This is a genomic window from Actinoplanes lobatus (genome assembly GCF_014205215.1).
Taxonomy (GTDB): Bacteria; Actinomycetota; Actinomycetes; order Mycobacteriales; family Micromonosporaceae; genus Actinoplanes; species Actinoplanes lobatus.
In genome coordinates, this window is the sequence record NZ_JACHNC010000001.1 from 3279148 (window position 1) to 3302081 (window position 22934).

At 71.9% G+C, this 22934-nt stretch carries 20 protein-coding genes; 8 read left to right on the plus strand and 12 right to left on the minus strand.

Annotated elements, in window-relative coordinates; all coding sequences use genetic code 11:
• Positions 1-19: 19 nt before the first annotated feature.
• Together BJ964_RS15245 and BJ964_RS15250 are read left to right on the plus strand one after the other, a co-directional pair.
• Positions 20-934, plus strand: coding sequence for an MHYT domain-containing protein (locus tag BJ964_RS15245; protein ID WP_188121281.1), 915 nt, complete (start codon positions 20-22; stop codon positions 932-934).
• Between the two features lie 130 nt (positions 935-1064).
• Positions 1065-2078 carry a 3-oxoacyl-ACP synthase III family protein gene (locus tag BJ964_RS15250; protein ID WP_229806840.1) on the plus strand — a complete coding sequence of 338 codons (1014 nt, stop codon included), beginning with the start codon at positions 1065-1067 and terminating at the stop codon, positions 2076-2078.
• A 49-nt stretch (positions 2079-2127) separates the two neighbouring features.
• On the opposite strand, the gene BJ964_RS15255 is transcribed toward BJ964_RS15250, so the two are convergent.
• The 5 genes from BJ964_RS15255 to BJ964_RS15275 form a co-directional block, all read right to left on the minus strand.
• Positions 2128-2478: a PRC-barrel domain-containing protein gene (locus tag BJ964_RS15255; RefSeq protein WP_188121282.1), complete on the minus strand. Its 351-nt coding sequence runs from the start codon at positions 2476-2478 to the stop codon at positions 2128-2130.
• 592 nt (positions 2479-3070) lie between these two features.
• The gene (locus BJ964_RS15260; protein ID WP_188121283.1) at positions 3071-5665 is read right to left on the minus strand and encodes a lipopolysaccharide biosynthesis protein; all 2595 of its coding nucleotides are present in this window, start codon (positions 5663-5665) and stop codon (positions 3071-3073) included.
• A 246-nt stretch (positions 5666-5911) separates the two neighbouring features.
• Positions 5912-7057, minus strand: a complete 1146-nt coding sequence (locus BJ964_RS15265) for a magnesium and cobalt transport protein CorA (protein ID WP_188121284.1) — start codon at positions 7055-7057, stop codon at positions 5912-5914.
• Positions 7058-7124: 67 nt separating this feature from the next.
• Complete coding sequence (locus BJ964_RS15270) at positions 7125-7874, minus strand: ABC transporter permease (protein ID WP_188121285.1); 750 nt, start codon at positions 7872-7874, stop codon at positions 7125-7127.
• A gap of 2 nt (positions 7875-7876) precedes the next feature.
• Complete coding sequence (locus tag BJ964_RS15275) at positions 7877-8809, minus strand: ABC transporter ATP-binding protein (protein ID WP_188121286.1); 933 nt, start codon at positions 8807-8809, stop codon at positions 7877-7879.
• Between the two features lie 61 nt (positions 8810-8870).
• Here BJ964_RS15275 and BJ964_RS15280 point away from each other — a divergent pair, with 61 nt between their 5' ends.
• Positions 8871-9824 carry a helix-turn-helix transcriptional regulator gene (locus BJ964_RS15280; RefSeq protein WP_188121287.1) on the plus strand — a complete coding sequence of 318 codons (954 nt, stop codon included), beginning with the start codon at positions 8871-8873 and terminating at the stop codon, positions 9822-9824.
• 118 nt (positions 9825-9942) lie between these two features.
• Here BJ964_RS15280 and BJ964_RS15285 read toward each other — a convergent pair whose 3' ends face one another.
• Genes BJ964_RS15285 through BJ964_RS15300 form a run of 4 tightly spaced genes read right to left on the minus strand, consistent with a single transcriptional unit; the run spans position 9943 to position 12577 of the window.
• Complete coding sequence (locus BJ964_RS15285; protein ID WP_188121288.1) at positions 9943-10929, minus strand: hypothetical protein; 987 nt, start codon at positions 10927-10929, stop codon at positions 9943-9945.
• Positions 10926-11477, minus strand: a complete 552-nt coding sequence (locus BJ964_RS15290; protein WP_188126961.1) for an RNA polymerase sigma factor — start codon at positions 11475-11477, stop codon at positions 10926-10928. The genes BJ964_RS15285 and BJ964_RS15290 overlap by 4 nt, the downstream gene beginning before the upstream one ends.
• A 55-nt stretch (positions 11478-11532) precedes the next feature.
• Complete coding sequence (locus BJ964_RS15295) at positions 11533-12039, minus strand: GNAT family N-acetyltransferase (protein WP_188121289.1); 507 nt, start codon at positions 12037-12039, stop codon at positions 11533-11535.
• Entirely contained in the window at positions 12032-12577 is a 546-nt protein-coding gene (locus BJ964_RS15300; protein WP_188121290.1) for a GNAT family N-acetyltransferase, read from the minus strand. The genes BJ964_RS15295 and BJ964_RS15300 overlap by 8 nt, the downstream gene beginning before the upstream one ends.
• Here BJ964_RS15300 and BJ964_RS15305 point away from each other — a divergent pair.
• Positions 12576-14006, plus strand: coding sequence for a beta-N-acetylhexosaminidase (locus BJ964_RS15305; protein ID WP_188121291.1), 1431 nt, complete (start codon positions 12576-12578; stop codon positions 14004-14006). The two genes, BJ964_RS15300 and BJ964_RS15305, sit on opposite strands and share 2 nt — an antisense overlap.
• On the opposite strand, the gene BJ964_RS15310 is transcribed toward BJ964_RS15305, so the two are convergent.
• Positions 13969-15231 (minus strand): cytochrome P450, encoded by a 1263-nt coding sequence (locus BJ964_RS15310; protein WP_188121292.1) that lies wholly within the window; start codon positions 15229-15231, stop codon positions 13969-13971. The genes BJ964_RS15305 and BJ964_RS15310 overlap by 38 nt on opposite strands.
• 91 nt (positions 15232-15322) lie before the next feature.
• On the opposite strand from BJ964_RS15310, the gene BJ964_RS15315 reads away from it, so the two are divergent.
• Positions 15323-17323, plus strand: a complete 2001-nt coding sequence (locus BJ964_RS15315) for a M48 family metallopeptidase (protein ID WP_223149557.1) — start codon at positions 15323-15325, stop codon at positions 17321-17323.
• A gap of 150 nt (positions 17324-17473) precedes the next feature.
• Positions 17474-17929: a hypothetical protein gene (locus tag BJ964_RS15320; protein WP_188121293.1), complete on the plus strand. Its 456-nt coding sequence runs from the start codon at positions 17474-17476 to the stop codon at positions 17927-17929.
• A gap of 40 nt (positions 17930-17969) precedes the next feature.
• On the opposite strand, the gene BJ964_RS15325 is transcribed toward BJ964_RS15320, so the two are convergent.
• A complete protein-coding gene (locus BJ964_RS15325; protein WP_188121294.1) occupies positions 17970-18680 on the minus strand; it encodes a hypothetical protein in 711 nt (236 codons plus the stop codon).
• A gap of 12 nt (positions 18681-18692) precedes the next feature.
• A complete protein-coding gene (locus BJ964_RS15330) occupies positions 18693-19313 on the minus strand; it encodes a hypothetical protein (protein WP_188121295.1) in 621 nt (206 codons plus the stop codon).
• Between the two features lie 327 nt (positions 19314-19640).
• Between BJ964_RS15330 and BJ964_RS15335 the strand changes: the two genes are divergently transcribed.
• The gene (locus BJ964_RS15335; RefSeq protein ID WP_188121296.1) at positions 19641-22454 is read left to right on the plus strand and encodes a sensor histidine kinase; all 2814 of its coding nucleotides are present in this window, start codon (positions 19641-19643) and stop codon (positions 22452-22454) included.
• Positions 22455-22874, plus strand: coding sequence for a roadblock/LC7 domain-containing protein (locus BJ964_RS15340; RefSeq protein ID WP_188121297.1), 420 nt, complete (start codon positions 22455-22457; stop codon positions 22872-22874).
• The last annotated feature ends 60 nt before the right edge of the window (positions 22875-22934 follow it).

The following is a 22934-nucleotide window of genomic DNA, read 5'->3' on the forward strand; positions in this document are numbered from 1 at the left end:
ACGAGAGGAACGGCGCGAGATGGCGCAGATCCATCACTTCGAGTACGGGGCCCTAACCCCCACGGTCAGTTACATCCTCTCCGTGCTCGGGTCACTACTGGGGCTCACCAGCGCGGTGCGCCTGCGATCGGCGCGCAGCGGCGGCGAGCGGTTCTGGTGGCTGACCCTGGCGGCGGTGGCCATCGGCGCCACCGGCATCTGGAGCATGCACTTCGTGGCGATGCTCGGCTTCGACGTGGACGGCACGCCGATCCGGTACGACATTGGCCTCACCGTGGCGAGCGCGGTCATCGCCCTCGCGTCGGTCGGTGTGGGCCTGGCGATCGCTCTGCTCGGCAAAACGGCCCCGCGGCTCCGGATCCTGGTCGGTGGCGTGCTCGCCGGCCTGGGCGTCGGCGCGATGCACTACACCGGCATGGCCGCCATGCGGCTGCGCGGCGAGATCCACTACTCCGGCCGTGAGGTGATCGCCTCGATCGCCATCGCCGTGGTCGCCGCGACCGTCGCGCTCTGGCTCACCCTGATCGTCAGCAAGCCGATCGCCATTTTCGGTTCGGCCCTGCTGATGGGTGTCGCGGTCAACGGCATGCACTTCACCGGCATGCTCGCCATGTCCGTGACGCCGGAGGGCGAGGCGTTCGGCTCGGTCGAGGGCGCCACCGCGGCCAACCTGCTCGTCCCGGTCGGCGCGGCGGTCGTCTTCGCCATCGTCGGCATGGGCTACGCCCTGGTCTCCGCGCCCACCGAGGAGGACCGGGAGGCCGCCGAGTACCTGCGCCAGCGGATCGAGAACCGCGCCGCGGCCCCGGCTGCCCCGGCCCCGGCCCAGTTCGGCGGGCAGCCCGCCGGGCAGCAGCAGCCGCCGAACCGTTCCACCGGTCGCGGCACCCTCGGTGACGCCTCGTGGACCTACCGGGACCGTGGCCGCCAGTAGCCCGACTCGCGGCCGATGACCCGCTGACGGACTGTCCGGCATTTATCAGCCGAACCGTCAACTGTTCGATCCGCATGTTCCCGCCCTGCATGGATAGGGTTTGCAGGGCGGGTGTGAAACGTGAAAAGCAATGAACGGCAAGACCTGGGGGATGGGTGTGGCAGTAGGGATTCTCGGAACCGGCTCCTATCTACCGACACGGGTCGTCACCAATGTGGACCTGCTGGCCCTGGTGCCGGACGCGGATCCGGAGTGGGTGTCCCGGAAGACCATGATCGAGGCGCGCCGATTCGCCGCTCCCGGTGAGGCGGCCTCCGACCTCGCGGCGAACGCGGCCCGGGCGGCCCTCGATCGGGCCGGTGTCGCGGCGGCCGAAATCGACTACATCGTCCTGTCCACTTCGACCGGTGACTCTCCACAGCCGCCGACGTCCAATCTGGTGCAGAACGCGATCGGCGCCACCCGCGCCGCGTGCATGGACGTCAACGCCGTCTGCGCGGGCTTCGTCTTCGCCCTCGGTGTGGCGAACGGCCTGATCGCCACCAACCCCGACGCGCTGGTCCTGGTCATCGCGTCGGACATCTACTCGCGCATCCTCGACTTCGGCGACCGGCGGACCGCCGTGCTCTTCGGGGACGGCGCCGGCGCCGCGGTGGTCGGCCGGGTCACCGACGGTCACGGCATCCTCGACCTCGATCTCGCCTCGCGCGGCGACGCCAACGATCTGATCTACGTCAAGGGCGGCGGCAGCCGCCTGCCGGCCTCGCCGCAGACGGTCGCCGACGGCGACCACTACTTCCGGATGAACGGCCGGGGCGTCCGTGACTTCGTCGCCACCGCCGTGCCACCCGCGCTCGACGCGCTGCTGCGCCGCAACGAGCTCAAGGCCGAGGACGTCGACCACTTCGTCCCGCACCAGGCCAACGGCATGATGCTCCAGGAACTGGTCGAGTCGGCCGGCTTCCAGAACGCGCACACCCACCTCACCCTGCCGTGGTACGGCAACGTGGGCAGCGCCTCGCTCCCGGTCACCCTCGACGATGCCGCCCGCAACGGGTCGCTGCGCGACGGCGAGGTGGTCCTCCTCGCCGGGTTCGGCGGCGGCATGTCGATGGGCGCGTGTCTCCTGCGCTGGGGGCGCTGAGACCTGATCTCCATCCCGGCCGGGTCCGCATGCGCGGGCCCGGCCGGAGTCATTTCGGCTGGATCAGCCAGTCCCACGCCCGGCGTAGCCCGGTCGCGCGGCTCTCGGCCAGGTCGGCGGCCGCGTCGGCGCTCGGCTCGGCGAGACGGACGGCCGGCTCGGTCACGATCACGCCGTGCTCGAAGAGCCCGTCCACCTGGTCGCCGCCGGCGAAACGCGGGCCGACCGGGGTCGCGATCAGCAGACCGTGGAAGACGTCCTCACGCTCGTCGGCGAGCACGTGCTCGATCGTGCCGACCGGGTCCCCGGCCCGGTCGTAGACCGGCGTCCCATCGGTGAGCACCAGGTATGAGACCGGTGCACCGAGGTCTTGGGGCGCGGTCTCGCTGTTCTGCGTCATGCCGGTCGGGTTACCCCTCAACGCAGCGATTCAGCCCCGGAAGGCCAACATCATCTTTTCGGCCGAGCGGCTTCTAAACATTTTGTACCGTTTTCGGTTTCTCGCGGCGAAACGCACGTGAAACCGCACGATTCGCCTTGAATTCCCATACTGTCCGTTTTGCCAGTGAAGCGTCTCGTACGACGAGTACGGGAAAGGCGCGCACCACGGTGCTCTCACCGGCGGTGCTGCGAAACAACCTGGCCGGGTGGCCACGACGGTCCGGGCGGTCCCGGACGCGGTCACCCGGACGGGCTGGGCCACGACGGCCCCGGCGGTCCGGGGAACGGAGGCCCAGACGAAGACCCGAAGGGGTCCGGGTAGGGGCGGCCCTGGTCATCACACCCCCGGTGGTGACCAGGGCAGGCCCCGAACGGCGAACAGCCGGGTCCGGGCGGGCGGAATGGCCCGCGCCACTGACCGAACAGAAACGCGATGCCCGGCCGGACGGAATCCGGCCGGGCATCGCATTTGCTCACGGCGTACGAAATGGGTGGTTCGAAAAGGGGGCGCCCGGCCGATCCGGGGGGCACACCGGCCGGGCGCCTGCTCGTCAGCGGTTCGCCATGATGAGCCCCGCCGGGTCGCTGCAGACCAGGTACAGGGCCCGGTCGATGACCGCCGGGTCGTAGGTGGTGCCGTGGAACGTCGCCTCCAGGTGCAGGACGCCGTTCATCTCGCTGGTGGTCAGGGTGATGCCCTCGGGGCCGTTGAGCGTGGGGACGCTCTGGTTGACCCGGCCCGCCGGGTCGACGGCCCACGGCAGGTCACCGAGCATGTCGTGCCGGCCCTGGTTGCTGAACGTCAGCCGCGGCTGCGGCTCGGCCGCCACCTCGGCCGGGTACGGGTCCGGCATGCCGGGCGCCCCGGTCAGCATGATCTTGCCCTCGCGCAGCAGCATCATGGTCAGGATCCGGCCGGTGGCCAGTTCCGCCTTCAGCGTCGTGTGGATCGCCATCGGGTCGGTGAGGCTGGCCGGCGTCAGGAACGGGCCCATGCAGAAGTTGCTGTCGATGCTGACGCCCTTGTCCACGTACCGGCGGGCGTCGGCGAGGAACGTGCCGCCCCGCAGGTCCGGCTTGAGGCCCAGCTCGATCAGTGCCCCGGTGAACGCCGCGAACGTGATCGCCGAGGTGGTGACGCCGGGAGCGTGCTGGTCACGCCAGGCCCGCATCTGGCCGAGCACCTGGGCCGAGCGCGCGGTCCGCACGGTGAGGGCGGCCTGCCACGGACGGGTGGGGCCCTCCTCGACGTGCGGCGGGCGGGCGAAGCTCAGGCCTTCCTTCCAGCGGCCCGGCTTCAGGCCGAACTGCTTCCACCAGGCCTTCGGCAGCGCCGTCTTGTGCCGCAGGGACGGCGCGATCCGGGCCGCCCGCTGCTCGCTCGCGGCCAGGACGATCTCCCGGACCAGCGTGTTCACCGGGCCGGCGTCGCCGTACGCGTGCGACACCTTCAGCGCGAAGTAGCCGCCGCCGACGAGGATCCGTACCGGGTGGTGGGCCCGCTGCTCGGACTGGAGCTGACGGGTCATGGCGTCGAAGTCCACCGGGCCGGGGCCGAGGTCGGTCACCGCGTCCTCGACGTACCGGGCGAACGAGGCGCCGTCCATGTGCTGCCAGTTGGCGCCGGAACGGTCCAGCCGGGAGACGGCCCGGTGCGTCGGATCGGCGGTGTGCAGGCCGATCAGCGCGTCGCGCACCCGCTCGGCGTTGACCCCGGTGAGCGGGCCGACGGTGCGGATGTACTCCAGCGGCAGCCATGCGCGCTCGCGCAGGGTCAGGCTGGTGGTGGACATGACGTCAACTCCCTCTGCTACCGCGGACATGTCGACGACCGGTGCGAAGACGACCTTCAGCACGGTCGGGGCGACCAGCACCGTCTCGATCGCCATCACGATCGCCACGGCGGTGACCAGGTCGTTCAGGTCGCCGTGGGTGCCGGCCCACCAGGCGGCCAGCAACTCGGCCACGCCGGCGAAGACCGAGAAGATCCCCGCGCCGCGCAGCTTGCCCTGCACGCGGGAGATGGCCAGGAAAAAGTGGTGGAAGACGAACGGGACGTAGGTCAGGGCCAGGATGGCCAGAGCGTCGCCGGCGGTCCTCGCGTACTCCGCGCCGAACAGCCCCATGATCGTGTCGGACAGGAACAGCACCACGAGCGACGCCGGGAACCCGGCGCCCAGGCAGATCAGCAGGCCCACCCGGACCTTGCCGCGCAGCGCGCTCTTGTCGCCGGCGGTCACCGCGAACAGGGTGAGCGCGACGTTGCCCGGCACCATGGCCATGAAGGACAGCACCATGAACGCGGTGTAGAAGGCCGCGTTCGCCTCGGCGGACAGGGTGGCCGTGACGATCAGCGGCAGCGCGGCCCGGGGCAGGTAGGTGGCCAGGTTGAGCAGGTTGTGGTCGAAGGTCGCCCGGCCGCGCCCGCGCATCAGCGACGGCCGCGGGTGCAGCGAGTCGATCATGCCGCGCCGGTTCAGCACCCGGAACAGGATGGCCGTCGACGCCACGATGCCGGCCACCCAGGTGAGCAGCAGCAGGGTGCCGGTCAGGGCCAGCCCGGGGATCACCGCGACCACGCCGAGCAGCACCAGCTTGAGCAGCGAGAACCAGGCGTTGCGCATCAGCTGGAGCGGGCCCTGCAACAGGCCGACCATGGCCTCGTCGAGGACCAGCGTCATGGCGTTCAGCGCGATGCCGACGACCAGCAGGAAGGAGCCGAAGGTGCCGCCCAGCGCCTCCTGGAGGCTGGGGATCCACAGCGTGGCCACCAGCACGTAGAGCAGGCCGCCGACGGTCGCCGCCGAGCCGGCGGTGAGCAGGCAGGTGGAGATCAGGTCCCACTTGCCGCGGGCGATGGTGGGCAGTTCGGAGATGAGCATGGTGCCCATGCCGAACATGCCGATGGTGCCGATCAGCGTCATCGCGGAGACCGCCGCGGAGGCCTGGCCGACCGCCGCCTGCGGGGCCACGTGAGCCGCCACCCACCAGTAGGCGAAGCCGAAGACCGAGGTGATGAGCGTGGTCGCCATGAGCGAGCCGGCGTTCAGGAACAGGTCGACGTGACCCTTGAGAGCCGCGAAGATGCCGCCCCTACCCGTCGACTCCGGCCCGGTGTGCTGCGGTGCGGCGTCGGTTGCCGTCACTCTGATATCCCCCCAAAGATCGACGCAGTCAGAAAACTAGTAACTCGCCGTATTTGTGGGCTAGGGCAGGACGCCCGAGCTTCGGCGACCGTCCGGTGTGGTAACCGGCCGTATCGGTGGTTGACAGGACCCTTTAGGTGGAATGACCACACCATATTGGGGGTCTTCATCGCGTGATTCAGTAGCGAATCGGACCGCGCGGCAGACTGTGATTTTCATCTCTGTAACACTGAGTGACTGCGCAGATCACAGCCAACCGGACTTCTTGAGGCGGTGGTAGACGCCCCCGCCGATCAGCAGCATGGCCGCGATCGAGACGTAGAAGCCCCACTTCGCCCCGGTGCCCGGCATGACGTCGAAGTTCATCCCGAAGACGCCGGCGATCACGGTCGGCACCGCGGCGATCGCGGCCCACGCGGCGATCTTGCGCATGTCGTGGTTCTGGTCGACCGACACCTGGGCCAGCCGCGCCTGGAGGATCGAGTTCACCAGGTCGTCGAAGCCGCCGACCCGGTCCGCGGCCCGCGCCAGCCGCCCCCGCACGTCCTCCAGGTACGGCCGCAGCCCGGTCGGCAGAACGCGCGACTCGAGCAGCCGGGTCAGCGGCTCGGCCAGCGGCAGCACCGCCCGCTTGAACTCCACCATCTCCCGCTTCAGCTGGTAGATGTGGGCGAACTCGTCGGTGCGCACGGACGCGAAGGTCTCCTCCTCGATGCGCTCCAGATCCCGTTCGACGTGCTCGGCCACGTCCAGGTAGCTGTCCACCATCCGGCTGCCCACCGCGTACGCCACCGACCACGGGCCCTGCCGCAGCACCTCGGGGCGCGCCTCCAGTTCCTTGCGCACCGCCCAGAGCGGGCCGACCGGGCCGTGCCGCACCGTGATCGCGAACCACGGGCCGATCAGGACGGTGACGTCCCCGGTCTCCACCACCTCGGACGTGGCGGTGAGGCGGTCGTGCTCGACGTACCGCGCGGTGCGCAGCACCAGCCGGGTCACCTCGCCCAGGGTCTGCACGCCGGGCCGGTGCCCGCCCGCGACGGCCTGCTCGACCAGCAGCTCGTGCAGCCCGAACACCTCGGCCACCGGTCGCATCGTGGCCAGGTCCGGTTCGTGCAGGCCGAGCCAGAGGAAGGCGCCGCGGCGGCGGCGGGCCTGCCGGGCCGCCTCCGGATAGGAGACCGGCGCCGAACCACCGCGCCGTAGACCGTTCGCGTAGATCGCGCAGTCCACCACCGCGTCCGGGTTGCCGCCGCGGGGAACCGGGCCGGCCACCGGAACCGGCCGGGCGATGCTGCCCAGGAGGCGGCCGATCGCGTGCGGCAGGTCACCGAGGCGGGGCGGGCGCACCAGGCGCCGTCGTTCGGCTGAGTCCTCACTCCGCCCGAGCATCGGCCCGCCACCTTCCCGCACGCATTCGGCTGCGAGGCAAAAGGTAGCGGGCCGGGGGAAGCGCGGCTCAGTCGGAGCGCTGCATGGCACGGACCCCGGCGGCCAGGCCGAGCAACCCGACCAGTACGGCCGCGACCAGCCCCTCGAGCGTGCTGCGGGCCAGCACCTCGCCGTTGAACAGAGCCCGTTCGGCGTCCACCACGTACGTCATGGGATTGATCCGGGAAAGGGCCTGCAACCAGCCCGGCCCGTTCTCGATCGGGAGCAGCACGCCGGCCAGCAGGAGCAGCGGGAACAGCAGGGTCTGCTGGACCGTCCAGAACATCCACTCCTTGTTCTTGGAGGCCAGCGCCAGCGTGTACGACAGCGCGCCCAGCCCGATGCAGAACCCGGCCAGGATGACCACTCCGAGCAGTGCCCCGCCGAGGTGCAGCTCGAAGCCGAACGGGATGCAGACGGCCACGATGAGGGCGGCCTGCGCGATCATCGGCACGATCTCCTTGAGCGCCCGCCCGATCAGCAGCGCGGGCCGCCGCAGCGGGGTGACCAGCATCCGCTCGTGCGAGCCGGTCTGCATCTCGTAGAGCAGGTTGGAGCCGGTCATCGAGGAGCCGAAGAGGCAGGACATCACGATGATCCCGGGTACGAACCACTGCAACGGCGAGCCGCCGTCCGGTGAGTCGGGCAGCAGCGGCGCGAACAGGCCCAGGAAGAACAGCGGCTGGATCATCGAGAAGATCACGGTGAACGGGTCGCGGAGGACCGGTCGCAGCTCCCGGCTGAAGACCACCCGGGTGTCGGTGACGAGCGATGTCATGGTCAGGCCTCCACGAGTTCGGATTCCGGCGTGCTGGCGTCCTCGCGCAGGCTGCGGCCGGTCAGGGTGAGGAAGACGTCGTCCAGGGTCGGGCGGACGACCTCGATCGAGTCCGGCCCGAGGGCGGCCAGGCGGGCGGCGAGCCGGGGCCCGTCGTCGGTGGTGATCCGCACCTGGGCACCGTGCTGTTCGCCACCGGAGGCGCGCGCCGCCTCGGCCGCCCCGTCGGGACCGGCGAAGCCCAGGATCACCCGGTCGCCGACGTGCTTCGCCTTGAGCTGCCGGGGCGTGTCGTCGGCGATGATCCGGCCGTGGTCGATCACGATCACCCGCTCCGCCATCGAGTCGGCCTCGTCGAGGTAGTGCGTGGTGAGCACGATGGTGGTCCCGTGCTCGGCGCGCAGCCGCAGGATGTGCTCCTGGAGGTTGGCCCGGTTCTGCGGGTCCAGCCCGGTCGACGGTTCGTCGAGGAAGAGCAGCTCGGGCGCGTGGATCAGGCCCATCGCGATGTCCAGCCGGCGCCGCTGGCCGCCGGAGAGGGTGGAGACGGTCCGGTTCGCCACCTCGGCGAGGCCGAGCGACTCGATCAGCTCGTCGGCGCGGGTCCGGGCGGCGCGGACTCCCATGCCGTACGCCCGGCCCTGGCTGATCAGCTCGTCCCGGCCGCGCTGGCTGTGCCCGGCGCCGTTGCCCTGGCCGATGTACCCGATCCGGAGCCGCACCTCACGCTGACGGCGGACCACGTCGAAGCCGGCGACCTCGGCGCTGCCGCTGGTCGGGGGGATGAGGGTGGTCAGCATCCGCAGGGTGGTCGACTTGCCGGCCCCGTTCGGCCCGAGCATCGCGACCAGTTCGCCCCGCGCCACCGTCAGATTGATGCCGTCGACCGCGCGGACGTCCTTGAAGTGCTTCGTCAGCTCTCGCGTCTCGATCATGCCTCGACGGTAGAGTTCGTTGCGGCCATTTTCTGACCGCAATTCGATGGAGTCTGGTGCCATGGCGAATACGAGTGCACGGATGCTGCGGCTCCTGTCGCTGCTGCAGACACATCGCTACTGGCCCGGCTCGGAGCTCGCCGAGCGGCTCGAGGTCAGCGCCCGCACGCTGCGCCGGGACGTCGACCGGCTGCGCGAGCTCGGCTATCCGGTGGACGCCTCGCGCGGGGTGGCCGGCGGCTACCAGTTGCAGGCCGGTGCGGCCATGCCGCCCCTGCTGCTCGACGACGAGGAGGCGGTCGCCATCGCGGTCGGGCTGCGCAGCGCCGCCGCCGGCTCGGTGGCCGGTTTCGAGGAGACCTCGGTACGGGCACTCGCCAAGGTGATCCAGCTGCTCCCGCCCCGGCTGAGGCGCCGGATCGACGCCCTCCAGGCGGTCACCACGCCGGGCGTGTTCGGTGGCGGCCCGGTCCTCGACGCCTTCACCCTGACCACGTGCGCGATGGCCTGCCGGGGTGAGGAGCGGCTGCGGTTCGACTACACCCCGCGGCAGGGCGAGTCCGCCCGCCGCCATGTCGAGCCGCACCGCCTCGTCTCGCTGGGCCGACGGTGGTATCTGATCGCCTGGGACCTGGACCGTGGCGACTGGCGCAGTTTCCGCCTGGACCGGCTGACCGGCCCGCAGCCGACCGGCGCCCGGTTCCGCCCCCGCGAGCTGCCCGGCGGCGACCCGGTGCGGTGGCTGCGCTCCCGGATGCGGACCATCCCGAACCGGTACGCGGTGTCGGTCGTGGTGCGGACCGACGTGGCCACGATCCGCGGCTTCGTCGGCAACTGGGGCGAGGTGGAGGAGTTGCCGGAGGGCGGCTGCCGGCTGCGGATGAACATCGATGACCTGGGCTGGCCGGTCATGGTGCTCGGGGTGCTGAACGCGCCCTTCACCGTGGAATCCCCGGAGGAGCTGCGGGAACAGGTGCGCCGGGCGGGCGAGACGCTGCTGCGCGGCGCGGCCTAGGCGACTTTGGACGGACCGGCGCCCCCGTGGCGCCGGTCCGCAGTGAAGAACCTAGCGACCGGGTACGACAAGATTCCGTCACGTTTAACCGGCCGCTTATATAAATCTCGATGAAAATCTAATCAGCGCGGCGGACCGACTCGGCGATCTCGAGCGCCTGCTCCGCGGTGAACGACCGGGGCGTCATGATCCGGACGATCGAGCGGTCGGCGAGCCGTGCCTGCACCATCCAGAACTCCTCGGTCTTGAAGAGATCGGCCGGCCGGCCCTGGACCGTCACCTTCGTCTGCCTCTGGAGGTCCTGCACCTCCTCGTCCCGGAAGAGCGGCTCCGACGCCGGCACCCATTGCACGTGGAAGTCGATCTCCGGATGGGCCGGATCGCGGTACATCAGGATGCTGTCGTCCTTGAAGGCGGCCAGCTCCCAGCCGTCCGGGATGAGCCCCACGGTGACCTCGAAACGCAGCCGCTGCGGCTTGTCCTCGACCCTTCCGGCCAGCTCGATCAGCGCCTCGTCGGTGCCGTACCGGCCCTGACCGGTCAGGCGCAGCCACTCGCCGGGCCGGTGCTCCCAGACCAGGACCCGCGGCAGGGCGCTGCCGTCGGCCGACGACCCGGTGGGCTCGATGATCCGGCCCGGGCGGCCGCCCACCTCGACGTCGTGCTCGCCCATCCCCAGGAATTTCCGGTCGTAGTCCTTGTCCGTGCTGGTCAGGTAGACGTCGCTGCCGTCGTCGGCCAGGTAGACCGCGATCACCGGGTCGCCGGGATTGGCGGTGAAGGTGGCCTCGCCGAGACCGGACAGCGTGTACGGGAACTCCGGGACGCGTGCCGCCACCAGCCGGATCGGCCCGGCCGCGGCCGTCGTCGCGGTGGGGGCCGGGTCCGGCGGGTAGCCGAGGCGGGGCAGGGTGACCCCGGCGGCCGCCACGGCCATCGCCAGACCCAGCCCGGCCAGCGCCACGCGCCCGGTGAGAAGGCGCCTGGTGAAAAAGGGGCGGGGAGCCTCTTCGGTGAGCAGCCGGGCGCGGGCCGCGTTCAGCACGGCGTCCGAGGGCGGGGCCGCGTCCGGGCCGTACGCGTCGAGCAGTTCGATGTCGTTCACTTGTCCACCTCCAGGGGCGCGAGGACGGCACGGGTCACCTTGCGGGCCCGGTTGATGCGTGAGCGGACGGTCCCGACCGGGATGTCCAGGGCGGCCGCGATCTCGGCGTACGAGAGCTGGGCATAGGCGAGCAGCAACAGCGCGTCGCGGTCCCGGGCCTTGAGTCTCGCCAGGGCCGCGGCGAGGTCGGCGCGCAGCGCCACGGCGTCCACCCGGTCGTCGGCGGAGTCGTCGGTGTGCGGGCGCGGCTGCTCCCCGGCGGCCCGGGCCAGCGCCCGGTAGTGCCGCTCCTCCTGCCGGACGTGCCGGTGCAGCACGTTGGTGGCGATGCCGAAGAGCCAGGCGCGGACCTCCAGCCCGACCGGCTGGTAGGACTCGCGCCGGCGGAAGGCGATCAGGAACGTCTCGGCGAGCAGGTCGTCCGCGGGCGCCCCGATCCGGCGGGCGAGATAGCGGTGGATCGCCACCGCGTGCCGGTCGAAGAGCGGCGCGAACTGTTCCGGCTCCCGCACCGATGCCCGGATCAGCACGTCGTCGGTGATGTCCATCAGATCGTTCACACCAGTTGATGCCCGCAGCGCGGGATCGGGTTCACGGAATCCTTCAGATGCCCCGGGAGAAGCGCCAGGACCAGGCGTTGTCGGCCTCGGTGGAGCCGTAGGTACGGCGCCGCTCCACCGGGCGGAAGCCGCGCGCCTCGTAGAACGGGATGCCGAGCTCGTTGCCCTCCAGCGCGGCCACCCACATCTCGGTGGCGCCCAGCTCCCGGATCTGGTCGGTGATCCGGTCCAGCAGCAGCGTGCCGAGGCCGCGACCGCGCTCGTCCGGGTCCAGGTAGAGCACGAACAGCTCGCCCACGCCCGGCGCGGTGAGCCCGCCGCCGGCCGCGCCGACCACCCGGCCGTCCTCCTCGGCCACCTGGTAGCCGAGCCAGCCCGGGGGAGTCGCGGTGACCTCCCTGGTCACCCGCTCGGCGTTGTAGAACTCGGTGAGCATCCGCTCGATGAACTCCGGCGACAGCAGGTCCGGATAGGTGGTCCGGTAGCCCCGCGTACAGATGTCGCGGATCGCCGCCACGTCGGAGCCGGTCGCCGCCCGAACCTCAGCCATGGACGGAGGATAGGTCCCGCTGCCGGATGTGGTCGTCGTGCCACTCGGAGCCGACCAGGAACCGTTTCACCCCGACCACCTCGAAGCCGTGCTTGGCGTAGAACCGGGCGGCCCGCTCGTTCTGCTGGTTGACGCCGAGCCAGCAGGTCGCCGCGCCGGTCTTCGCCGCGGCCTCCAGGGTGCCGGTCATCAGCTCGGCCGCCGCGCCGCCGCCGTGCCGCTCCGGCGCCAGGTAGAACTTGCTCAGCTCGATGCTGGTCGGCGCGTCCACCACGGCCGCCACGTCCGGGTCGCCGATCGGGCCCTGGACCAGCATCGAATAGCCCACCGGGTGATCGTCGACGGACACCAGCAGCAGGGTCCGCCCCGGGTCGGCGAGATAGCGGGCGAAGCTCTCCACCGACAGATGGGCGGCGACGAACGCGTCGATGTCGGCCTGCGCCGTGCCGGGCGGACAGGCCAGGCCGAACGTGCGGGCGGCCAGGTCGTGCAGCGACTGCTCGTCACCCTTGGTGGCGAAGCGTGTGGTGATCGTCATGGAGAAACTGTTTACAATCTTCAGAGTGAGCGAGCGGACGGTGCAACTCGGCGATGTTATCCCTCGGCCGGCGTCGGTGCGGCCGGTCGCGGACGCGACGTTTCCGATCGTTTCCGGTACGGCCGTCAGCGCGCCGCCGGAGCTGGAGCGAGTCGCCGCGCACCTGGGCCTGCCCCGGGCCGCCGACGGCGCGATCCGCCTGACCCTGGACCGGGAACTGCCCGCCGAGGGCTACCGGCTGGAGATCACCGCGGACGGCGTGACCCTCGCCGGCGGCGCCCCGGCGGGCGTCTTCTGGGGCGTCCAGACGCTGCGCCAGCTCGGCCCGGTGCTGCCCGGCGGTGTCATCGAGGACCGTCCCCGGTACCCCTACCGGGGCGCCATGCTCGACCTGGCCCGGCACTTCTTCACCCCGGACGAGGTGAAGGCGCACATCGACCTGCTGGTCCAGTTCAAGATCAATCACCTGCACCTGCACCTCACCGACGACCAGGGCTGGCGGCTGGAGATCCCCGGTTGGCCCCGGCTCACCGAGGTCGGCGGCGGTCCGGGCACCGGTGTGGACGGGGCCGGGCCGGGCTTCCTGACCTGCGCCGAGTACGCCGACCTGGTGGCCTGGGCCGCCGACCGGTTCGTCACCGTGGTGCCGGAGATCGACATGCCCGGCCACGTGAACGCGGTGCAGGTCGCCTACCCCGAACTCACCGCCGACGGGCAGCCGGTCGCGCCGCGCACCGACGCCGAGGTGGGCTACAGCTCGCTGGTGGCCGGCAAGGAGGAGACGTACGCCTTCGTCGAGGCCGTCCTGAAGACGGTCGCCGACCTGACCCCCGGCCCCTACCTGCACATCGGCGGCGACGAGTGCATGGCCACGCCGCCGGGTGACTACCGCGCCTTCCTGGAGCGGGTGCTGCCGATCCCGGCCGCCCACGGCAAGAGCGTCATCGGCTGGCACGAGATCGCCGCCGTCGACCTGCCGGAGAACGCGATCGTGCAGTTCTGGCGGATCGAGGAGTCCGACGAGGCGGTGGCCCGGGCCGCGGCGTCCGGCCGGCGCGTCATCGTCTCCCCGGCCGACCGCACCTACCTCGACATGAAGTACGACGCCGGCAGCCCGCTCGGGCTGGACTGGGCCGGGCATCTGACGGTCGAGCGGGCGTACGACTGGGACCCGGCGGAGCGGCTGCCCGGCGTCGGCGAGGAGGCGATCCTCGGCGTCGAGGCGCCGCTCTGGTCGGAGACCCTGCGCAGCGTCGACGACGTGCGCTACCTGACCTTCCCCCGGCTGCCCGCGGTGGCCGAGGTGGCGTGGTCACCGCGCGGCGGCCGGGACTGGGCGTCGTTCCGGGAGCGGCTGGCCGCCTTCGGGCCGCGCTGGACCGCCGCCGGGATCAACTTCCATCGAGCACCCGAGATCGACTGGCACTGACCGGGCGGATCGCCGCGTACTCCGGGACGACCATCTGGATCCGGTCCCGGGGCAACGCCGGGATCCGGGACAGGTCGATCGCGGTGTCCTGTGGCGGCAGATAGTGGTCCAGCGCCGCGAGCCGCCGGACCAGGGTGCCGAGCACCGCGACGGTGATCCGCTCGCCCGGGCAGCGGTGCCCGGTCCGGGGATCCCCGCCGCCCTGCGGGATGAAATCGAAGTCGCCGGTCTCCCGGCCCAGGAACCGCGCCGGCGAGAACGCGTACGGCTCCGGCCACAGCTCCGGGTCGTGGTTCTGCCCGTAGACGTCGAGCAGCACCAGCGTCCCGGTCGGGATCGGCTCGCCCTGGAAGAAGGCGTCCCGGACGGCTCGGCCGCCGAGGAACGGGGCGAACGGGTAGAACCGCCGCACCTCGTGCACGAACGCCTCGGTGTACTCGTCGTTGCCGGAGCGGATCCGGGACTGATGACGCGGCCACATGTCCATGGCGTGCGCCGCGAACGCCAGGTACCAGGCCACCGCGATCGCCGGGCGGATGATGTTCAGCAGCTCGACGGCGGCCACCCGGGGATCCAGGCGGGCGCCGTCCTCGGTGTGGTGAGCCACGGCGGACAGGACGGTGTCCGAGCGCGGCTTCGCCCGTACCGTTGAAATGATCTTGGAAAACCGCCTCTCCTCCCGGCGGCGTGCCGCGAGCGCCCGCGCGGTGCGCGGCCCGACCGTCGCGAACCCGTCGACCATCGCGACGCAATGCCTGGCCAGGGCGTTCACCTCACGCTCCTTCAGGGGTACGCCCACCCAGCGCGACACCGCGGAGGCGAGGACCCGGGCCGACTCGTCGAAGAGCCGCACCGGTGGACCGCCCCGCCACCGCTCGGCGGCCGCGTCGAATGCCTCCCCGGCCAGCTCGGCCAGCCGGTCGACGCCGTCGTCCATCAGCAGCGACGTGAACAGCGCCTTCCGGCGCCGGTGCGCCCTCCCCTCCAGGGTCTGCACCCCGCCTGCGCCGAAGAGGGTCCGCACCGCGAGATCCGGCAGCGCCGAGTGCCGCTCCAGGTTGCCGGTGCCGTAGAAGAACTGCGCCGCGGACGGGCCGCAGATGCCGACGGCCGGCCGGCCCAGCACCCGGGTCCGCACCGCGCCACCACCCGCCCGGCGGCGCAGATCCGGCAGCCACGCGTACCCCTTCAGGGCGACGGCCAGTGTCTGATCGAGGTCAGCCATACCGCTCCGTATAACCAGCAGTCCGGACACGAAACGGTTACGTACGGTTTTGGCCCTACGCTGGGTGGCCGATCTGTGGGAGGAGTGCGGCTTGAGTAGGAATGCACCACCGGTGGCGGCGCGATCGGCCATCGCGCTGGCCGGGTTCCCGGTCGTCGCCGGGCTCCAGCTCGCCGCCGTTCTGCTGCTCCTCTGGACGATCCTGTCGGTGCTGCCCGGCGCCGTCGCGCTGCGGGCCGGGGTGCCGCTGAGCATCGCCACCGTCGGCGCCCTCGGGTACGAGACCTGGCGGGCCCTGCACACCCGCCGGCGTACCCCGGCCGGGGTGGCGGTCACCCGCGGGCAGGCCCCGAAACTGTGGGAGCTGATCGACGGCGCCGCCGCGGCCGCCGGGGTCCGCCCGCCGGACGGGGTCACCGTGGTCGCCGACGCCACCGCGGCCCTCGGCGAGCGCACCCGGGTGCTCGGCCTGATCGGCGGGCGCCGCGACCTCTACCTGGGCCTGCCGCTGCTCCAGGCGCTCCCGCCGGCCCGGCTCCGGGCGGTGGTCGCGCACGAGCTGGCACACGGCTCGCCGAAACTCGGCCGGTGGGCGCCGCTCGCCTACCGCGGCCGGGTCGCGGTCGGCCGGACCGCGCCCCGGATCTCCCGGCGCAATCCGGCCGGGGCGGTGCTCCGCGCGTACGCGGGGTTCTACCGCCGGATGGACGCCCCGTTCAGCCGCGCCCAGGAACTGGCCGCCGACCGGATCGCGGCCGACCACGCCGGGGTGGCGGACGCCGTGGCCGCACTGCGGGACATGCCCGCGCTGGCCGGGATGCAGCGCCTGTTCCACGCCGAATACGTGGGGCCGGGCTGGCAGGCCGGTTACGTGCCGGATGACGTGTTCGGCGGGCTGTTGCGGGTGCTGGCCGCCCGGCCGGTGGAGATGAGCATGCTGCGGGCCACCGAGCCGGAGCCGAGCGGGCCGTGGGACACCCATCCGCCGCTGGCCGAGCGGGTGGCGGCCCTGACCCCGCGGCCCTCCCCAGCCTCTTCCGATACCGCGTCCGCGCCCTCTTCCGATACCGCTTCCGATGCCGCGCCCGCTTCCGCGTCTGAGGAGCCGTCCGCCTCGGAGGACGTGTCCGGGGAGCCGCCCTCCTCGGAGGCCGCGGACGAGGAGAAACCCGCGGAACCGGACGAGGAGCTCGTCCCCGATCTGCCCGCGCTCGGGCGGGCGCTCCAGGCGGTGGCCTTCCCACCGCGCGGGCGCACCGTGGTCAGCTGGGACGAATGCCTCAGCTTCGCCCGTACCACCGAGATGGAGCGGGAAGCGGAAGCCGCCCTCGCGGCGATCTCGCGCGCCTCGGACGCGGCCGTTCCGGACGCCGCGCATCTGCTCACCCTGGTCGCCGACGGCCGGCTGCGTGCCGCGGCCGGCGCGGTCTTCCCGGACACGTCACCGGAGGAGATCACCGCGCGGATCGTCGACCTGCTCGGGCTCATGCTGGCCCTGGCCGCACTGCGCGGCGGCGTTGCCCGCTGGCGGCACAGCTGGACCGGCGCGGCCGAGGTGGTCGCCGTCGACGGCGCCAACCTGAACCTCGCCGAACTCGCCGCCGCGGCCGCCGACCCGGAGACCACCGAGGCGGTCCGGACCTATCTGACCGAGAACGGCTTCGACCTGGCGGCGCGGGCCGACCAGCGCGCCTCGGCCCGCGCCCGGGTACTCGGCGGGCTGGTCAACCTGTCCGCGGACGGCACGCGTACCGATCTGCTGATCACCGACCTGGGCCTGCTGCTGGTGCCGGGGCTGCCGCGGGGCCGGGGCGTCGAGGCGAAACGCCGGCTGACCCGGATCGCGGCCGACGGTGTCCCGGCCGGTGCCGAGCCGCCCGTCGAGCCCGATTCCGATCAGGAGGCACGCCGTTTCGTGCCGTTCGCCGACGTGGCTGGGGTGACCGTCCTACCCGGACGGCGAAAGGGGTGGGTCCTCGGCCTGCGGGACGGCGGCAACCTGTCCCTGCGCCCCGCCCTCGACGCCGATGAGCTGCCCGGAGGCTGGGCGGCCTGGGACGAGGCCGTCATCTTCCTGGCCGGAACCCGCTGACCCGAGTCGCCTGTCCGACGAATCCGCAACCGTTACGTCACTTTGGGTCACAATAACTCCAGCGATTGTTTGCTTCGCCGCCGTCCGAATTGGGTAGCAGGTGCCGGAGTGAGGCGCGACGATCGTCTCGGACGCGGGGGAGGGGCCGTCATGGAACGAGGTCCGTTGGCACTCTTCGGGGCGATCGTGTCGGTCGGACTGGGTCCCGCCCTGTGGCTCGGCGCGCAGCTCGGTGCGGTGAACCTGGCGCCCAGCCAGCGGCCCGCCCCGGTGAACGAGCAGTTCCCCGGGGTCGACATGGACTTCGGCGGCGCCGGCGCGGGTGATCCGGCCGCCGATCCGGTGTCCACCTACCCGTTCACGCCGTACGCCCCGCCCACGTCCACGGCGCCCGTGAAGCGGAAGCAGGCCGCCCCGGCGAGCCCCACGACGCTCGAACCGGTGCAGCCGTCCCCGCCGCGGGCCTCCCCGTCGTCCTCGCCGTCGTCGCCGGCCTCACCCGCCTCACCGGCCGGGCCGTCGCCCAGCACCGCGCCGGTGTCGTCGCCGTCGCCGTCGCCCGAGTGCTCCGAGTCGGAGACCGGCGCCGATCCGTCGGCACGATGAGGGGGAGCCGTTCGCGGCTCCCCCTCATCGTGTGCGGCGGTCAGAGGCCCAGCAGCCGGTCCAGGATGTCCCGGTAGCTACGCAGCTCGACACGCAGCGCCTCGGTCTCGCCGGTGCCGGTGGACAGCGAGCCGCGGTGGTCGCGCAGTGCCTTGGCCAGCTTGTCGACCGCCTCGTCCACCAGTCCGGCCGCCTCGCCGGTGGCCGCCTTCGGGTCGTCGACGAAACGCAGCTGGATGTCGCGCCACCGCTCGCGCAGCGACTCGACGTCGCCGCCCGGGAAGAGTGCCACCGGGCCGGTGAGCAACGTTTCCGTGGCCGGTCGCGGCTCGTCCACGGTGGAGTCGGTCTCCCGGGTCAGGTGCGGGTCGTCGAAGGTGCCCCGGTCCTCGAACGCCTGGTCCACCGCGGCGTCGTCCTTCCGCACGTCGTCCTGGTGAGCGTCGGCCTTCGCCTCGGCGGCGCCGGCCTCGGCGTCGGCCTTGGCGGCGCCGTCCGCAAAGGCGGCGGTGCGCTCCGGGTCGTCGTCGACGGCGGAGGTGCCCACCGCGACGGGCTGCTGGTCCGGTTCGGGGTCCGGATGCCACGGGGATCCGGCCCGCTGCTGCGGGACCGGCCGCGAGGCGGCCCCGTTGGCGCCGTCGTGTTCCCTGACGGCCTGGTCGGTCTGGTGGTCCTGGCCGGTCTTGTCGGTCTTGTCGGTCTGGTCGGTCTCGTCGGTCTCGTTGGCCTCGTTCGAGAAGAAGCGCATCGTCGGAGCTCCTCAGCGGCTGGTGGCGTCGGTTTCGGGGGCGGTTCCGGTGCGGGGCGCGGCCTCGGCGGCCGGCCGGGACGCCGGGGTGGTGTGCGCGACCGGTTCCTCGCCGAGCAGATCGGCGAAGAGGGCGCGGTAGTGGACGAGCGCCTGGCGCAGATCCTCGGTCGCGGCCCGGCCGTCCCGGCTGCGGACGCTGATCTCGTGGGCGGAGCGGTAGTGCTCCAGGGTGGCGGCGTGCTTCACGGACAGGTCGGCGAGCCGCTCGTCGTAGTCGCCGGTCGGGTAGCCGCGCTCGGCTATCAGGCGGGTGACCAGCTCGTCGGCGGTTGCCACCGCCTCCTTCGGGCTGTCCACGAAACGGATCTGGACCTCTTCCCAGGCCGCGGAGTACCGGGTCCGGGACTCGGCGGAGAGCGGCTCGATCTCCAGCTTCGCGTGCCGCCTGGTGCGCTCGAGCAGCTCCTTCTCGGCCTCGGAGCGGCTGCCGGTGTCGGCGACGACACGGTCGTACTCCGGGCCGAAGGTCTGCCGCAAGCGGCGGCGGCGCGCGGCCTGGACACCGGCCACGACCGCGGCCAGCACCAGGAGGACGACGACTATCAGGACGATGGTGGCGGTGGTGGACATCAGGTCCCTCCTTCTTCCACCGCCTGTATTCCCACCCGATACCAGGCGCCAATCCCCACCGCGCCGAATAGGGGATGTCCGAGCCCGCACCGGGCCGCCACTGTCATAAGACCGACGATCTAGCGAAAAAGATCGTGAGGCGTTCTGCCTGGACAAACAGGAGGAAGACGGCCGCTGGAGCGGTTTCTGGAACTAGCTGAGACGGACGTCATTACGTATTCTTCCGCAAGCGTGCCCACGGGTGTGCCGGTCGTTCCCCCTCCGACCGGCCGGTACCACGGGGCGGCGCGCTGGTCGTTGCCTGCCGAACCCCTCGGGCGGAGCCTGATGAGAAGCCGTAACTGGTCGATCCGTTCGAAGATCATCGCGATGGTCGCGGTGCCGCTGTCCGCGGTGCTGGCCCTCTGGATCTTCGCGACCTCGGTGACCGCGGGACCCGCCAACCATCTGCTCGACGCCCGCGAGTCGGTTCTCACGCTCGGCGACCCGGGGATGCGGCTGATCGGCCAGTTGCAGCGCGAACGCCACTACTCCGCCATCTACCAGGCCACCACCCGTCCGTCGAGGACCGAACTGGCCCAGGAGCGGGTGATGACCGACCGGCTGGTCGGCGAGGTGCGGACCGCCGCCCGGAAGGCGGACGCCAGCGAGGACGTCACCACCCGCGTCGACGCCCTGCTCGTCGAGCTGGACAAGCTCGGCCAGATCCGCCGGGAGGTCGACGACCGGAAGACCAGCTACTTCTACACCGCGCAGGACTTCGACCGGATCATCGAGGCCGCGTTCGAGGTCTCCCGGTCGGCGGCCGTCTTCTTCCACGATCGTGTCGACCGCGAGGTCCGTGGCCTGATCAGCGCCTTCCGCGGCCTGGAGTACATGAGCCGGATCGACGCCCTGCTGGCCGGCGCCAACGCCGAGGGGCGGATCGACGCCAAGACCCGGGAAACCCTGATCCTGTACGTCGGGACCTCCCGCTACCTGATCAACGCCGGTGTCGCGGACATGCCCGAGCGGGCCAAGGGCGACTACTCCCGGCTGATCACCCACCCCAGCTTCGTCAAGATCGACGAGCTGACCAACGCGCTGCTCGCCGAGCGTTACGCCGGCGGTCCGCCCCCGGTGAACGGCGTGACCTGGCAGGCCGAGTACGACTTCGTGTCCCAGGAGATGCGCGACTTCACCATGCGGGTGGTCGACGACGTGGCCGAGGACGCCACGCCGTACGCCATCGACATCATCGGCAAACTGGCGGTCGGCGCCCTGCTCGGCCTGGTCGCGCTGGGCGCGTCGATCTACGTCTCGGTCCGTCTCGGCCGCTCGATCGTGGGCCGCCTGATCCGGCTCCGCCGGGACGCGCTGGAACTGGCCTCGGAACGCCTGCCCTCGGTGGTCCGGCGGCTGCAGCGCGGCGAGATCGTCGACGTCGGGGTGGAGACACCCCCGCTGGAGTACGGGCTCGACGAGATCGGCCAGCTGGGCCACGCGTTCAACGACGTTCAGCGTACGGCCGTGCAGTCCGCGGTCGAGGAGGCGAACGTCCGGCGCGGCATCAACGAGGTGTTCCTCAACATCGCCCGGCGTTCGCAGACGCTGCTGCACCGTCAGCTCTCGCTGCTCGACCGGATGGAGCGCCGGGAGACCGATCCGCAGGAGCTGGAGGACCTCTACCGGGTCGACCACCTGGCCACCCGGATGCGGCGGCACGCCGAGGACCTGGTCATCCTGGCCGGCGCGGCGCCCGGCCGGGGCTGGCGCAACCCGGTCCCGGTGGTCGACGTGGTCCGTGGCGCGATCAGTGAGGTGGAGGACTACAAGCGGGTCGACATCCGCTCGATCCCGACGGCCGCTCTGTTCGGCCGCGCGGTCGGGGACGTGATCCACCTGCTCGCCGAGTTGATCGAGAACGCCGCCTCCTACTCGCCGCCGCACACCCGGGTCCAGGTCATCGGCCAGTTGCTGCCGAACGGGTACGCCGTCGAGATCGAGGACCGCGGCCTGGGCATGTCGCCCGAGGCGCTGGAACAGACCAACCGCCGCCTCGCCGAGCCACCGGACTTCGACCCGGCGGACAGCGCCCGGCTCGGCCTGTTCGTGGTGGCCCAGCTCGCGAACCGGCACGGTATCCGGGTGTCGCTGCGCGCGTCGGCGTACGGCGGGGTGACCGCCGTGGCGCTGATCCCCGGCGACCTGGTGACCGGCGGACCGGGCGGTGGGCGCCCGTCCAACGGCTCCACCCCCGGCCCGCTGGTCGGCACCGGCACCGAGGACCCGTCCCGGTCGCTCGCGGCACTCCAGTGGCAGGACAGCGGCGAGCTGAAGCAGATCACCACCTCCGGTCGCCGGGCCGCCGTCGGGGACGAGAAGCCGGCGCGCGACGGCGTCACCGTGAACGGGCACCACCGGGCGGCCGCCGAGCTCACCGGGCCGGCAGCGAGCACGGTCGCGGCGGAGTTGAGCGCCGAGGGCCTGGTGCAGCGCAGGCGCACCCGGAAGCAGACCACCCCACCGCCGGCCGCCCCGCCCACCGACGTCGCGGACCAGACGATCGACCTGTCGGTACTGGACGAGCTGGCCGCCGGACTGCCGGCCGCGCCCCGGGCGGTGCCCCGCAACTCGGGGCCGCCGGCTCTCGACGCGCCGCCCGCCTCGGACGTCCCTGATCTCGGAGTGTCCGATCTCGAGGCGCCGGCTTTCGAGGCGCCGGATCCCGACGCTCCGTCGACTGAGGACGTCGAGGCGACCGTACCCCTGCCGGACCTGTCCGGCGGCGCGACCGGCGACGACGGGCTGCCCCGCCGGGTCCGTCAGGCGAGCCTGGCACCGCAGTTGCGCCAGGCGCCGCCGGCTGAGGAGCCGCCGGCCACCGCACCGGCTCGCAGCGCCGAGCAGGCTCGTACGCTGATGAGCGCACTACAGCTCGGTACCACCCGCGGCCGCGTCGACGCGGCCCGCGCCGAATCGGCCGCCGGACACGCCGAGGCTCCCAGCGATGTGACGCCCGACGATGCGGCTACCGTCAGTCTCCCGGCCCTCCCGACGGCCGGGGAGAACGAGAACGCACCATCCGGGCCGGAGGTCGGCGTGAGCGGCGACCACGCCGAAGGTCCCGGGGAGAACCTCTTGCTGGAGAAGGACGCATAAGTGGCACAGACGAAGCAGAGCGCGAATCTCACCTGGCTCCTCGACGACCTGGTCGAGCGGGTGCCAACCGCGCAGCAGGCGGTGGTGCTCTCGGCCGACGGGCTGATGATGGGAGCCTCCGCGGCGATGAGCCGGGAGGACGCGGAGCACCTGTCGGCCATGGCGGCCGGCTTCCAGAGCCTGGCCAAGGGGGCGAGCCGGCATTTCCGGGCCGGTCAGGTCCGGCAGACGGTGGTGGAGATGGAGGAGGCCTTCCTCTTCGTCACGGCCGCGGGGCAGGGCGCCTGCCTGGCCGTGCTGGCCTCCGCCGACGCCGACCTGGGCCTGATCGCCTACGAGATGGCCATGCTGGTCACCCGGGTGGGCCAGACCATGGCCGCCCCTGAGCGGTCGGTGCTGACGCCGTCCGACGTCCTCTGAGCAGCCGCGTGTGACTCACGACTGGCTGGACAACGACGCGGGCCCGGTGGTGCGTCCCTA